Annotated in this window: 12 protein-coding genes; 4 read left to right on the forward strand and 8 right to left on the reverse strand. The window is 61.3% G+C overall.

Annotated features, from left to right (window positions below):
* The first annotated feature begins 124 nt into the window (after positions 1 to 124).
* Positions 125 to 568 (forward strand): carboxymuconolactone decarboxylase family protein, encoded by a 444-nt coding sequence (locus BBG20_RS24195; protein ID WP_065907921.1) that lies wholly within the window; start codon positions 125 to 127, stop codon positions 566 to 568.
* Here BBG20_RS24195 and BBG20_RS24200 read toward each other — a convergent pair whose 3' ends face one another.
* The 7 genes from BBG20_RS24200 to BBG20_RS24230 form a co-directional block, all read right to left on the reverse strand.
* Entirely contained in the window at positions 569 to 1,336 is a 768-nt protein-coding gene (locus BBG20_RS24200) for an SDR family oxidoreductase (RefSeq protein WP_065907923.1), read from the reverse strand.
* A 22-nt stretch (positions 1,337 to 1,358) separates the two neighbouring features.
* Entirely contained in the window at positions 1,359 to 2,426 is a 1,068-nt protein-coding gene (locus tag BBG20_RS24205) for a phosphotransferase family protein (RefSeq protein WP_065907925.1), read from the reverse strand.
* Positions 2,427 to 2,555: 129 nt separating this feature from the next.
* Entirely contained in the window at positions 2,556 to 3,509 is a 954-nt protein-coding gene (locus tag BBG20_RS24210) for a 2-hydroxyacid dehydrogenase (RefSeq protein WP_065907927.1), read from the reverse strand.
* Positions 3,510 to 3,618: 109 nt separating this feature from the next.
* Positions 3,619 to 4,143, reverse strand: coding sequence for a cysteine hydrolase family protein (locus BBG20_RS24215; RefSeq protein ID WP_065907928.1), 525 nt, complete (start codon positions 4,141 to 4,143; stop codon positions 3,619 to 3,621).
* Between the two features lie 182 nt (positions 4,144 to 4,325).
* The gene (locus tag BBG20_RS24220; protein ID WP_065907930.1) at positions 4,326 to 4,919 is read right to left on the reverse strand and encodes a TetR/AcrR family transcriptional regulator; all 594 of its coding nucleotides are present in this window, start codon (positions 4,917 to 4,919) and stop codon (positions 4,326 to 4,328) included.
* A 152-nt stretch (positions 4,920 to 5,071) separates the two neighbouring features.
* Positions 5,072 to 5,506, reverse strand: coding sequence for a hypothetical protein (locus tag BBG20_RS24225; protein WP_065907931.1), 435 nt, complete (start codon positions 5,504 to 5,506; stop codon positions 5,072 to 5,074).
* Positions 5,507 to 5,560: 54 nt separating this feature from the next.
* Positions 5,561 to 6,061 (reverse strand): DUF4822 domain-containing protein, encoded by a 501-nt coding sequence (locus BBG20_RS24230; protein ID WP_065907933.1) that lies wholly within the window; start codon positions 6,059 to 6,061, stop codon positions 5,561 to 5,563.
* A 451-nt stretch (positions 6,062 to 6,512) separates the two neighbouring features.
* On the opposite strand from BBG20_RS24230, the gene BBG20_RS24235 reads away from it, so the two are divergent.
* Both BBG20_RS24235 and BBG20_RS24240 read left to right on the forward strand, forming a co-directional pair.
* Positions 6,513 to 7,790 carry a serine/threonine transporter gene (locus BBG20_RS24235; protein WP_065907935.1) on the forward strand — a complete coding sequence of 426 codons (1,278 nt, stop codon included), beginning with the start codon at positions 6,513 to 6,515 and terminating at the stop codon, positions 7,788 to 7,790.
* A 120-nt stretch (positions 7,791 to 7,910) separates the two neighbouring features.
* Entirely contained in the window at positions 7,911 to 9,560 is a 1,650-nt protein-coding gene (locus tag BBG20_RS24240) for a SulP family inorganic anion transporter (protein ID WP_065907937.1), read from the forward strand.
* Between the two features lie 335 nt (positions 9,561 to 9,895).
* On the opposite strand, the gene acnB is transcribed toward BBG20_RS24240, so the two are convergent.
* Positions 9,896 to 12,505 (reverse strand): bifunctional aconitate hydratase 2/2-methylisocitrate dehydratase, encoded by a 2,610-nt coding sequence (gene acnB / locus BBG20_RS24245; RefSeq protein WP_065907939.1) that lies wholly within the window; start codon positions 12,503 to 12,505, stop codon positions 9,896 to 9,898.
* Positions 12,506 to 12,900: 395 nt separating this feature from the next.
* Here acnB and BBG20_RS24250 point away from each other — a divergent pair, with 395 nt between their 5' ends.
* Positions 12,901 to 13,371 (forward strand): DUF1289 domain-containing protein, encoded by a 471-nt coding sequence (locus BBG20_RS24250; RefSeq protein ID WP_065907941.1) that lies wholly within the window; start codon positions 12,901 to 12,903, stop codon positions 13,369 to 13,371.
* Positions 13,372 to 13,410: the final 39 nt, after the last annotated feature.

Raw genomic sequence — 13,410 nt, forward strand, 5'->3', positions numbered from 1 at the left:
GACTACTCGCTCGCGGGGCGCGCTCAAAATGGTCTCTGCGTAAACCACCGGATTGGCTATAGGGCTTATGCCTTAAGGGCTCTAGGCTAGGTTGTGATTGCATTCGCTGCCTGAGAGCCACCCCATGGAACCTCGTCTGGATTACTACACCGCTTCGCCGCAAGCGCTCAAGGGCATGCTCGTGCTGGAGGCAGCGATCTTTGGCCTGTCCATCGAACAGTCGTTGCTGGAGCTGATCAAGATTCGCGTCTCGCAGCTCAACCACTGTGGGTTTTGCACCGACATGCACTCAATGGCGGCGCGTCAGCGCGGTGAGACTGAGCGACGTCTGTTTGCCCTGTGCGTGTGGCGCGATTCGCCGTTTTTCACGGCGCGGGAGAAGGCCGCGTTGGCCTGGAGCGAGTCGGTGGCGTCGCTGCCGACTTCCAGCGTTTCAGATGAGCTGTTCGCGGCAGTGCGTCTGGAATTCAGCGAGCAGGAACTGGTGGACCTGACCATGGCGGTGTCCAGCATCAGTGGCTGGAACCGCCTGGCGGTGAGTTTTCGGCAGCAACCGCCGAATGCTTGATCAGGACAGGAAACCGCCGTCCACATTCAGCGACACGCCGGTGGTGTAGGTGGACGCATCGCTGGCCAGGTACAGCACCGCGCCGGCCATTTCGCTGGGGGCCGCCACGCGCTTGAGCGGGATCTGCGCCAGGGCCATTTTCAGGATCGAATCGTTTTTCACCAGCGCCGAGGCGAACTTCGTGTCGGTCAGGCCCGGCAGCAGGGCGTTGCACCGAATGCCGAACGCCGCGCACTCCTTGGCGAACACCTTGGTCATGTTGATCACGGCGGCCTTGGTCACCGAGTAGATGCCCTGGAACACGCCCGGCGAAATGCCGTTGATCGACGCCACGTTGATGATGCTGCCGCCACCGTTTTCGCGCATCAGCTTGCCGGCTTCCACCGACATGAAGAAGTAGCCGCGAATGTTCACGTCGACGGTCTTCTGGAACGCGCCGAGGTCGGTGTCCAGCACGTTGCAGAACTGTGGGTTGGTGGCGGCGTTGTTCACCAGGATATCCAGGCGCCCGAACTGCTCGCGAATGCCGGCGAAGACCTGGGTGATCTGCTCCATTTCACCGATGTGGCAGGCAATGGCCGTGGCCTTGCCGCCGTCGGCGATGATCGCGTCCGCCACGTGTTGGCAGCCCTCCAGCTTGCGGCTGGAGACGATCACGTGGGCGCCTTGCTGGGCCAGCAACTTGGCGATGGCCTCACCGATGCCACGGCTGGCGCCGGACACAAAAGCGATCTTGCCGTCGAGGTCGAACAGGTTGGTCTTGGACATGGGGATTCCTTGTTATGTGCAATCAGAGCGCGGATTTGCCGATGACATTCAGGCTCATCTGCTCCAGCAGCTTGTTCATGTGGATGAACTGCGCAAAGCGTTTGTCCTGGGTCTGGCCATGGAAGAAGCGGTAGTAGATCTGCTGCACGATGCCGGCCAGGCGGAACAGGCCGTAGGTGTAGTAGAAATCGAAATTGTCGATCTGGATCCCGGCGCGTTCAGCGTAGTAATCGACGAACTCGCGGCGGGTAAGCATGCCGGGGGCGTTGCTCGGCTGGCGGCGCATCAGTTGCACGGGCGCGGGATCGCCGGCCTCGATCCAGTAGGCAAGGGTGTTGCCCAGGTCCATCAGCGGGTCGCCGAGGGTGGTCAGTTCCCAGTCCAGCACGCCGATGATCTGCATCGGGTTATGAGGGTCGAGGATCACGTTATCGAAGCGGTAGTCGTTGTGCACGATGCTCGAGGTCGGGTGGTCGGCCGGCATCTTGTCGTTGAGCCAGGCGCGGACCCTTTCCCAGCTCGGCGCGTCGGGGGTCAGGGCTTTTTCGTAGCGGTCGCTCCAGCCACGGATCTGTCGCTCGACGTAGCCTTCGGGTTTGCCGAGGTCGGCCAGGCCACAGGCGTTGTAGTCGACCTGGTGGAGTTCGACGAACTTGTCGATAAAACTCTTGCACAGTGCCTCGGTCCTGGTCGCGTCCAGGCCCAGTTCGGCTGGCAGGTCGGAGCGCAGGATGATGCCGTTGACGCGCTCCATCACGTAGAACTCGGCACCGATCACCGCCTCGTCGGTGCAATGCACGTACGCCTTGGGGCAATACGGGAAGCCATCTTTGAGCTGGTTGAGAATGCGGTATTCGCGGCCCATGTCATGGGCGGACTTGGCTTTGTGGCCAAACGGTGGACGGCGCAGCACGAATTCCTGGCCGGGGTATTCCAGCAGGTAGGTCAGGTTCGACGCACCACCCGGAAACTGGCTGATCGTGGGCGTGCCGCTCAGGCCCGGGATATGGGCCTTGAGGTAGGGATCGATCAGGCTGGCATCAAGTTCTTCGCCTGGGCGAATCTGGGTCGATTGGTCGTTCAGCGCCATGCTTATCCCTTCTGCTTATTCTAAAGGCCTCGGACTATTTCCTAATCTAATGCGCACCACCGCCCAGCGACAAGGTCGGGGCGGCTTAATAGGTTAGCGTGTTGGACGATAATCAGCGTGCCTGATCGGTCATTTTTCGGGCGCTGGCAGGGTCACCGGCGTGAGCACCGGGCGACCGGCAAAGTATTCCACCAGGTTGTCGGCCACGCGCTGCACGGTGTCGTGGGCGGCTTCGGGCGACAGGCCGGCCACGTGTGAGGTGAGCACGGTATTGCTCAGGCGCTTGAGGGCGTCGGGCACCTTCGGCTCGTCGTCGAACACGTCCAGCGCGGCGCCGCCGATACGGCGCTGCTCAAGGGCCGCGACCAGGTCGGCGGTGACCACCACGCTGCCGCGGCCAATATTCACCAGGTAACCGTTGGGGCCCAGGGCGTCGAGGGCATTGCGGTCGATCAGGTGGCGAGTGCTGGCGCCGCCGGGCGTGGCCAGGATCAGGAAGTCCGAGTTGCGCGCCAGCTCCACTGCGGTGGCGCAGTAGGTGTAGTCCACATCATCGCGCGGCTGGCGGTTGTGGTAACTCACTTCCATGCCGAAACCCAGGGCTGCGCGCTTGGCGATTTCCAGGCCTACGGCGCCGAGCCCGAGAATCCCCAGTTGCTTGCCACCCAGGGACGGGCGCATCACCTTGGGCCACTCGCTGCGCCGCACCGCCGCATCGGTCTGCGGGATGCCGCGTACCAGCGACAGCAGCAGCGCCATGGCGTGGTCGGCCACCGACGGCGCGTTGACCCCGGCGCCGTTGGTTACCACGATGCCGCGGTTGCTCGCGGCCTGCAGGTCCACGTGTTCGTAGCCGGCGCCGATCACGCAGATGATCTCCAGCAGCGGCAGGGCGGCGATTTCCTCGGCATACAACCCCAGTGGGCCGCGCGTCAGCACCGCCTTGATCTGTCCGCCATGGGCCTTGATGGCCTGGGCACGTTCGGCCGGTGTCGGCGCGAGGATCACATGAAAGTCATTGCTCTCGATGATTTGCAGGTATTCGTTGATGGTTTCAACCAGGACCAGAACAGTGGTGGTCATCGGAACGCTCTTCCTGAAGGGTTTGAAGGGATGAGTATGCGCGATTTGTAAGTAATATCGTTTCGCCGCGTCAGAAAAAATGCAGGGTCGGAGGCGAGCGCGTGCCGGTTCAGAAACTGACCTCGGCCGCTTTCACCCGCTGTCCAAAGGCGCCCGCCAGCGTGGCGTTGTGGTGCTCGATAATCGCCTCGGCCTTCAGCGCCGGGGTGTCCATGCAAGTGTGCGCGTCTTCCGGCAGTACCACGCCAAAGCCCAGCTCCACGGCCACCCGGCACGTGGTGTCGATGCAGAATTGGGTTTTCATTCCGGCGATCACCAGTTGCTTGACCTGCGCGGCGTGCAGTTGCTGCGCCAGGTCGGTGCCGAGGAAGCAACTCGGGCGAGTCTTGTCGAAGAGCTGATCGCGGGCCGCATCGACGTCCAGCGCAGGCCACAGCTGCCAGAACGGGCTGCCTGCGGCGATTGGAGAACCCGCCGGACCGGTGTGGCGGGCCACGAAGATCGGCGCATGGGCCGCGCGTGCGCGCTGGATCAGCTGATTGATGGTATCCAGCACCCGCTCGCGTTCGAAGGGTTTTTCTGGGCCATCGTACAGGCCGGTTTGCATATCGATGATCAGCAGGGCGTCAGCCATGGTGTTGCTCCTTGTGATTGCCAGGTGGCGGAGCAATAAAAAGGCCCCGTCCATTGCTGGCGGGGCCTTGGGTTGAATCTGCGGATGTTTAGTTCAAGCACCCACAGCCACCGCGCGACCCGCCTTGAGCGGTCGTGGTGGTGGTACGGGTGAGGTACTGCGCGATCAGGTTCATGGCCCGATCATGCTGGGACAGGCGCGGGGCTGTCAACGGGCAACAAGGTGTTTCGTACGGCCTCAAGGAATTCGTCCGACAGCTGATTGCCGCGTGTCGCACGGGCGAGAGTGACGGCGCCGATCATCATCGCGTATTTCGCCAGCATCGCCTGGCGATCCTCATCCTGAAGCTGGGCAAAGATCTCCAGCGACTTTTCGACCCCGTCTATGAAAGTGTGCTGCAGCGCTGTGTCGGCGGGCTCGTGGCACATATCCGGGGTGAACGCTGAAATCGGGCAGCCGTCACCCGGGTTGTCGCGGTGGGCCGCCGACAGATAGGGGGCCAGGACTGCCTGGCGCGCCGCTTGCCGATCTTCGCTGGTGCGGATCTTTTCCTGCCAGCCCAGGTTCGCGTGCTCGAAGGCCTGCTGGCAGGCCTCCGTGGCCAAGGCTTCCTTGGACGCGAAGTGGCCGTAGAAGCCGCCGTGGGTCAGGCCGGCCGCGGCCATCACATCCGACAGGGTGATGCCGTGCAACCCACGCTCACGAAACAGGTGCGTGGCGGCCTCGACGATGATTTCACGGTTGAGTTCGGCTTGTTTGCGGGAGACGCGAGGCATGGCGGGGCTCACAGGAAGAATGGCGGGTGCTGTATGAAAACTACAGCAACGGGCGCCATTCTAAAATAGATTTGTGCGGGAATGTATTAGTCCCCGGAGGTCGCACGTTTTGCGCCCCTGGCCGCATTCGGGGCGCAGCAGCGCTCAGGCGATCACTGCGGGGCGCTGCGTCGCGCCTTGTCCTGCTCGGCTTGTGCGATGGGCATGAAGTTGTAGGTGGGGAAAAATTCCGTGGTGTACACCCCCCACGCGCTGTTTTCGATTGCCAGGTTGACCTCTGCCAGGCGCGAGGCCGGCAGGCGCAGCACGACGACCTGGCCGATGCCCATGGTGATGTTCCAACTCACCACCTCCACCCCGGCGGGTGGGAATACGGCGTGAAACGCTTGTTTGGCCAGTTGCGTCTTCAGCTCGCCCAGAGGGCGCGATTGATCGTGTTTAAGAAACACGGTCAACATGACCGCGTTCTCGGCAGTGATGGCCGTATTTTTTTCTGGCGGCGCAGCAACGGTCGCTGCAGCGGGCAACAGCGCGGCGGCCAGCAGTGCAGGTATTAACAGCAAACGAAGAGGGTTGCGTTTATTCATGGTCGGGCACCTTGTTCTTTGTTGTTTGGAAGAGTGCTAAACATCAATGTTTAATTAATTCGACATGGCTGTCTTGATTGGGCCTTTATACGGAGCGTGTACTACATAAATGCGTACGGGAGGTTGTGTGGGGATCATGTCGCGCGGAACTTCGCGAGAGTAAGTGAATTCGCTGTTATCAAGTTTCTCCAGGCGCCTGACGATGGTTCGGTTCGGGCCGAGGTCCGGGATCAGGATATGCGTCTTGCGGTCGCCCGTGACCATGAAGTATCCGCCGCCGCCATCGGCATGCTTTGAGCGGCCGGTGTCGGTGTAGAAGAACTCATAGCGATTGCGCAGTGGGTCCCACATGGATAGGCCAACGACGCCGGGGTAGTTGGCCTTGACGTCCTTGTCCGGCTCGCCTTCGATATAGACTTTGGTGGTTAGCCATTGCGGCGAAGACGCCAGCGCGTGAATGTCCGCTTCAGGTACCACGTGTTCTGTGGCACTGGCGTGCGGGATGAGAAAACAGCTGAGTAACAGGCTGGTAAATACAGCGTTAAGTCTTCGCATGGTCGAACTCCTGTTGTTTTAAGTGCGCGGTGTTGTTGTTTTTCTTCGGGACGGCTGCGGGCGATATTAGTTTCAAGTTTGGCGGTGACTCAATGGCTGTGTAGGCTTATGTAACAATTGTCGCGGTGGTGTGCTTATTATTTTATTTAGATAGTCGTTAGTGTCTGATTGAGTTGTAGGTAGGTTCTCTAAATACATCGAGTCCAGTTAATACGCCAAGACTTGGCTGCATTCACGAATAGCACGCTGCAATCGCTCGAAACGGTTTAAGCATTCCCGGCAACCATCGCCCAGGGCGGCCCTGGAGCGGCTGCACCGGCAAACCGTTCCTCAGCTAAGTCTTTGCTTATTCAAGAGAATCCCGGACAATCACGCCCCTTCTATGGTCGGGGCGCTGCCTGTCAGGTTTTTCTGACTCGTCCCGGCTATGTAAATGCGGAGATCCGACCGGATGAATGATCAGGCCAATAGCGTCGACGAACGCTATGCAACGACACCTGCAACCCTCACAAGCTGGAGCCGCCAGGACACCACCTGGATGCTTGGCCTGTTCGGCACCGCCATTGGCGCCGGTACCTTGTTCCTGCCGATCAATGCCGGCCTGGGCGGCTTCTGGCCCCTGGTGATCCTGGCGGTGCTGGCCTTCCCGATGACGTTCTTTGCCCACCGTGGCCTGACCCGTTTCGTACTGTCCGGCCGCGAAGGCTCCGACATCACTGACGTGGTCGAGGAGCACTTCGGCATCCGCGCCGGTGCGCTGATCACCTTGCTGTACTTCTTCGCAATCTTTCCGATCCTGCTGATCTACAGCGTGGCGCTGACCAACACCGTCGGCAGCTTCATGGAGCATCAGCTGCACATCATGCCGCCGCCACGCGCGATCCTGTCGTTGGTGCTGATCCTCGGCCTGCTGGCTGTGGTGCGGTGCGGCGAGCAGGTAATCGTCAAGGCCATGAGCCTGATGGTGTACCCGTTTATCGTCGCCTTGCTGTTCCTGGCGGTATACCTGATCCCTCACTGGACGGGCGGCATCCTCAGCACCGCCAGTGTGGTGCCGGCGCCGTCCGCGCTGCTCAATACGCTGTGGCTGGCGATCCCGGTGATGGTGTTTTCGTTCAACCACTCGCCGATCATCTCGGCCTTCGCGGTGGACCAGAAGCGCCAGTACGGTGCCCACGCCGATGAGCGCAGCTCGCAGATCCTGTCGCGCGCGCACCTGTTGATGGTGGTGATGGTGCTGTTCTTCGTGTTCAGCTGCGTGCTGACCCTGTCGCCGGCGCAACTGGCCGAAGCGAAAGCGCAGAACCTGTCGATCCTGTCGTACCTGGCCAACCACTTCAACAACCCGACCATCGAGTTCGCCGCACCGTTGATCGCGTTCGTGGCGATTGCCAAGTCGTTCCTCGGTCACTACATCGGTGCCAGCGAAGGCCTCAAGGGCCTGGTGCTCAAGAGCGGCCGGCGCCCGGCTGCGAAGACTCTCGACCGCATCACCGCCGCGTTCATGCTGGTGGTGTGCTGGATCGTCGCCACGCTCAACCCAAGCATCCTCGGCATGATCGAGACCCTGGGCGGCCCGATCATCGCGTCGATCCTGTTCCTGATGCCGATGTACGCGATCCGCAAGGTACCGGCGATGGCCAAGTACCGTGGGCAGGCGTCCAACGTGTTTGTCACGGCGGTCGGCCTGGTGGCGATTACCGCGTTGATTTACTCGCTGCTGTCCTGACCGCGGGACTCACGCCAAAAAGCCGATTCGCGCAGACCGCGAATCGGCTTTTTTTTGCGCTCGAAAAACCTCAATGCAGGCTAAGCTGACGCACCTCATTTGCCAGGATGGTCGGGCCGCTTGAACACTGAACCTGCTACTCCCGTGGCTGCGCCGCCCACCCGTACCCAGGACCTGCTCGCCGGCTTATCGATTGCCGGCCTGCTGCTGCCGGAAGCCGTGGCCTATTCGAGTATCGCCGCGCTGCCGCCCCAGGCCGGGGTGATTGCCTTGTTCGCCGGCCTGGTGTGCTACGGCCTGTTCGGCACCAGCCGTTTTGCGATTGTCTCGGCCACCTCGTCTTCGGCGGCGGTGTTGGCGGCCGCAACGTCCAGCCTGGCCGCAGATGACCCGGCGCTGCGGCTGTCCCTGGCGTTCGGGCTGGTGCTGGTCACCGGCGTGTTTTTCCTGCTGGCCGGGCTGTTCAAGCTCGGCGGCGTCACCTCGTTTATCGCCAAGCCGGTGTTGCGTGGCTTTGCCTTCGGCCTGGCGCTGACCATCATCCTCAAGCAGTTGGCGAGTGTGGTGGGCGTGCACCTGACCGATAACAACCTGATCCGCTTCCTGCCGCAATTGCTCGAGCAACTGCCACAGTGGAACTGGCCGGCGGCCATGGTGGCCGGGGTGGCGTTGCTGCTGCTCTGGGTGTGTGCACGCATGCCGCGCGTGCCTGGCGGGCTGGTGGTCGTGGTGCTTGGCATCGCGGCCGGGCAATACCTGAATCTGCAGGCCCACGGCGTGGCCCTGATCGGCATGATCGACCTGCGCCTGGAGCTGGGGCATTTGCCGGTGTTGCCGTTCGCCGACTGGCTGCGCCTGGGGGAATTGGCGTTTGCGCTGGTGATGATCCTGTACGCCGAGTCCTACGGTTCCATCAGCTCATTCGCCCTCAAGCATGGCGACCGGGTGTCATCCAACCGTGATCTGCTCGCGCTCGGTGCGGCCAACCTGGTGTCCGGGCTGTTCCACGGCATGCCGGCGGGTGCCGGTTACTCGGCGACTTCGGCCAATGAGGCGGCCGGTGCCTACTCGCGCTTGGCGGGAATCTTCGCCGCGCTGGTGATCCTGGTGATTGTGCTGACGGTGTTGCCCTATGTCGCGCTCACCCCGGAGCCGGTGCTGGCGGCCGTCGTCATCTATGCCTTGGGCCGAGGCTTGAGCCTGCAACCCCTGGGGCGTTATTTCATCTGGCGGCGCGATCGATTGCTGGTGGTCTGCGCGGTGGCGGCCGTGCTGGTGCTCGGCGTGCTGGATGGCTTGCTGGTGTCGGTTGCAATCAGTGTGATGCTGATGTTGCGCCAGATGTCTTCAGCCGACCTGCAGGTGCTCGGGCGCCTGGGCAACAGTCACGACTTTGTCGATCGCCTGCACCATCCCGATGCCGTGGCGGTGCCCGGGGTATTGATCGTGCGGCCCAGTGAGGCGCTGTTTTTCGCGAATGCCGAGCGCATCCTGGGCGCGGCGTTGCGCTTGATGCGTCAGTCTCCGGTCGACGCAGTGGTGCTGAGCCTGGAAGAGTCGCCGGACCTTGACGGCACCAGTATCGAAGCACTGGCAGGTTTTTTTGCCCAGGTGCGCGGGGAGGGCAAGCGCCTGGTGCTGGCCCGTGTGCGGCATGACGCCCGCGAGGTGCTGCAGGGGCTGCCCGAGGCGTTGGCGCCGCAGGTGCTGCTCAGCGGCCTGAGCGTCGACGGCGCGGTGCAACTGGCGCTGGAGGCCAGCACAAGCTAGAAGCTGCAAGCTGCAAGCTACAAGCTACAAGCTACAAGCTGCAAGCTGCAAGCGACAAGCTCTAAGCTCTAAGCTCTAAGCTTGAAGCTTGAAGCTTGAAGCTTGAAGCTTGAAGCTTGAAGCTTGAAGCTTGAAGCTTGAAGCTTGAAGCTTGAAGCTTGAGGCTTGAAGCTTGAAGCTTGAAGCTTGAAGCTTGAAGCTTGAAGCTTGAGGCTTGAGGCTTGAGGCTTGAGGCTTGAAGCTTGAGGCTTGCAGCTTGTCGCTTGTAGTTTGCAGCTTGCAAAAAAAACGCCGCGTACCTTGCGGTACGCGGCGCCTTTTACGTCAACACACCCTTAGGCTTGAATCACCGGGATGTTGGCGCTGGCTGCGATCTTGCGGAACTCAGCGATCTGGTCGAAGTTCAGGTAGCGGTAAACGTCACTGGCCATGGTGTCCAGTTTCGCTGCGTAGCCCATGTACTCTTCAACCGTCGGCAGGCGACCCAGCGTGGAGGCAACTGCCGCCAGCTCGGCGGACGCCAGGTAGACGTTCGCGCCGTCACCCAGACGGTTCGGGAAGTTACGGGTCGACGTCGACACTACGGTCGAGTTCGGTTCTACACGTGCCTGGTTACCCATGCACAGCGAGCAGCCCGGCATTTCCATGCGCGCGCCAGCCTTGCCGTAGATGCCGTAGTAGCCTTCTTCGGTCAGTTGGTGAGCGTCCATCTTGGTCGGCGGCGACAGCCACAGACGGGTTGGCAGCTGACCCTTGACCTGTTCCAGCAACTTGCCGGCAGCGCGGAAGTGACCGATGTTGGTCATGCACGAACCGATGAACACTTCGTCGATCTTCTCGCCGGCAACGCTCGACAGCAGACGGGCATCGTCCGGGTCGTTCGGTGCGCAGAGGATCGGCTCGTTGATTTCGGCCAGGTCGATCTCGATGATTTCGGCGTATTCGGCGTCGGCATCGGCTTCCATCAGCTCCGGGTTGGCAACCCAGGCTTCCATCGCTTGAGCACGACGTTCCAGGGTGCGTGCATCGCCGTAGCCTTCGCCGATCATCCAGCGCAGCAGGGTGATGTTGGAGTTCAGGTACTCGGTGACGGAGTCCTTGGACAGCTTGATGGTGCAACCGGCAGCCGAACGTTCAGCCGAGGCGTCGGACAGCTCGAAAGCCTGCTCCAGCGTCAGGTCGTTCAGGCCTTCGATCTCCAGGATGCGGCCGGAGAAGGCGTTTTTCTTGCCTTTCTTCTCTACGGTCAGCAGGCCAGCCTGGATCGCGTAGTAAGGAATGGCGTGCACCAGGTCACGCAGGGTGATGCCAGGTTGCATTTTGCCTTTGAAGCGCACCAGGATCGATTCCGGCATGTCCAGTGGCATCACGCCAGTGGCTGCGGCGAACGCGACCAGGCCAGAACCGGCCGGGAACGAGATGCCCATCGGGAAACGGGTGTGGGAGTCACCACCGGTACCGACGGTGTCCGGCAGCAGCATGCGGTTCAGCCAGCTGTGGATGATGCCGTCGCCTGGACGCAGCGATACACCGCCACGGGTCATGATGAAGTCAGGCAGGGTGTGGTGGGTGGTCACGTCGATCGGCTTGGGGTAAGCCGCGGTGTGGCAGAAGGACTGCATTACCAGATCGGTCGAGAAGCCCAGGCACGCCAGGTCTTTCAGTTCGTCACGGGTCATTGGACCGGTGGTGTCCTGGGAGCCCACGGTGGTCATCTTCGGTTCGCAGTAGGTGCCAGGACGAACGCCTTTGCCTTCTGCCAGGCCGCAGGCACGGCCGACCATTTTCTGCGCCAGGGTGAAGCCCTTGGTGCTTTCAGCCGGTGCTTCCGGCAGCTTGAACAGGGTCGAAGGCGGCAGGCCCAGCTCGGCGCGAGCCTTCTCGGTCAGGCCACGGCCGATGATCAGCGGGATACGACCGCCGGCACGGACTTCGTCCAACAGTACTGGCGTCTTCATTTCGAAGGTGGTCAGTACTTCGTCGCTGTTGTGCTTGGTGACTTTGCCAGCATGTGGGTACAGGTCGATCACGTCGCCCATGTTCATGTTGGTGACGTCGAATTCGATCGGCAGGGCGCCGGCATCTTCCATGGTGTTGTAGAAGATTGGAGCGATCTTGCTGCCGAAGCAGAAGCCGCCAGCGCGCTTGTTCGGCACGTAGGGAACGTCGTCGCCGAAGAACCACAGGACCGAGTTGGTCGCCGATTTACGCGACGAACCGGTACCGACCACGTCACCGACGTAGGCGATCGGGAAGCCTTGGCCGCGCATCTCTTCGATCTGCTTCATCGGGCCGGTCTTGCCTTGCTCGTCCGGCACGATGCCTTCGCGAGCCATTTTCAGCATGGCCAGGGCGTGCAGCGGGATGTCAGGGCGCGACCAGGCGTCCGGGGCAGGGGACAGGTCGTCGGTGTTGGTTTCGCCGGTGACCTTGAACACGCGCAGGCTGATCTTGTCGGCCAGGGTCGGACGGTTCTTGAACCACTCGCCGTCGGCCCAGGACTGGATTACGGCCTTGGCGTGTTCGTTGCCGTTACGGGCTTTTTCAGCGACGTCGTGGAACGCATCGAACATCAACAGGGTGTGCTTGAGTTGGGCGGCGGCGACAGGTGCCAGGGTGGCGTCGTCCAGCAGCTCGACCAACGTCACGATGTTGTAGCCGCCTTGCATGGTGCCAAGCAGTTCAACAGCGCGTTGCTTGCTGATCAGGGGGGAAGTGGCTTCGCCCTTGGCCAGGGCAGACAGGAAACCGGCCTTGACGTAGGCAGCTTCGTCAACACCTGGTGGAATGCGGTTGGTGATCAGGTCAACGAGGAATTCTTCTTCGCCAGCCGGAGGATTTTTCAGCAGCTCGACCAGGCCTGCGGTTTGTTCGGCGTTAAGCGGCTGGGGAACGATACCCAGGGCGGCACGCTCTTCGATATGTTTGCGGTAGGCTTCAAGCACAGTTATTACCCTCATCAGTGGTCCCACGGGACGCTCATCCAGAAATGATCGGCACACATGCGCTCGGGGGCTTTTTGGGCCGCAAAGCCAGCGCTGCCGGCATTCCTCACAGAAGCTGCTTTCAAAGTTTTACGCCTGCAGAACGGAGCTGATGAGGGTTGGCGAGGGTCCTGACCTACCGGGTCGAACCCACGCCAACACCGTTCTGAAGGAACGACTGTGCTCGTGACGCTTTGAAAACAGCTTCCAGCGGATTATTGGCGCCTTACAAGGCCGGATGATTCTACGGCAAAAAATTTCTAAAGGTAAGTTGCCTCGCCAAGTTTGCAGGGTGATGAAGGTTAGACAAAGGGCTAACATGGCGCACTGTTTCGCTGATTTGCGTGTCGTTGCCCATGTCCAACCAAACCATCAAGACCCCCTGCGTCGGCCTGTGCTCCACGGTTTACGGCGATCTCGTGTGCCGTGGCTGCAAGCGTTTCCACCACGAAGTGATCCAGTGGAATGGCTATAACGAAGAAGAAAAACGGGCAGTGTGGCTGCGCCTGGAGCAGTTGTTGGTGCAGGTGATGGCCGGCAAACTGGAGATTTTCGACCCCAAGACCCTGCGCGGCCAGCTGGAGCAGCGCAAGATTCGCTTCGTGCCGCACCAGTCCGAGTACTGCTGGGCCTATCAGTTGATTGCCCGGGGCGCGCGGGTGATTTCCAACCTGGAAGCCTATGGCATGGTGCTGTTGCCGGAGTTTCGTGACTGGAACCTGCCGGACTTGCGCGACGCCATCGACCGCGAGTTCTTTATCTTGTCCGAGGCCCACTACCAGCGCTATATCGCCCCGGGGTTTCTCAAGGACGCGTTTGGGCACTGATGAAGCTCCCACCTTTGAAGCCAGCCAGCACCGGCCTGC

The sequence above is a fragment of the Pseudomonas aylmerensis genome, assembly GCF_001702265.1.
GTDB classification, from domain to species: Bacteria; Pseudomonadota; Gammaproteobacteria; order Pseudomonadales; family Pseudomonadaceae; genus Aquipseudomonas; species Aquipseudomonas aylmerensis.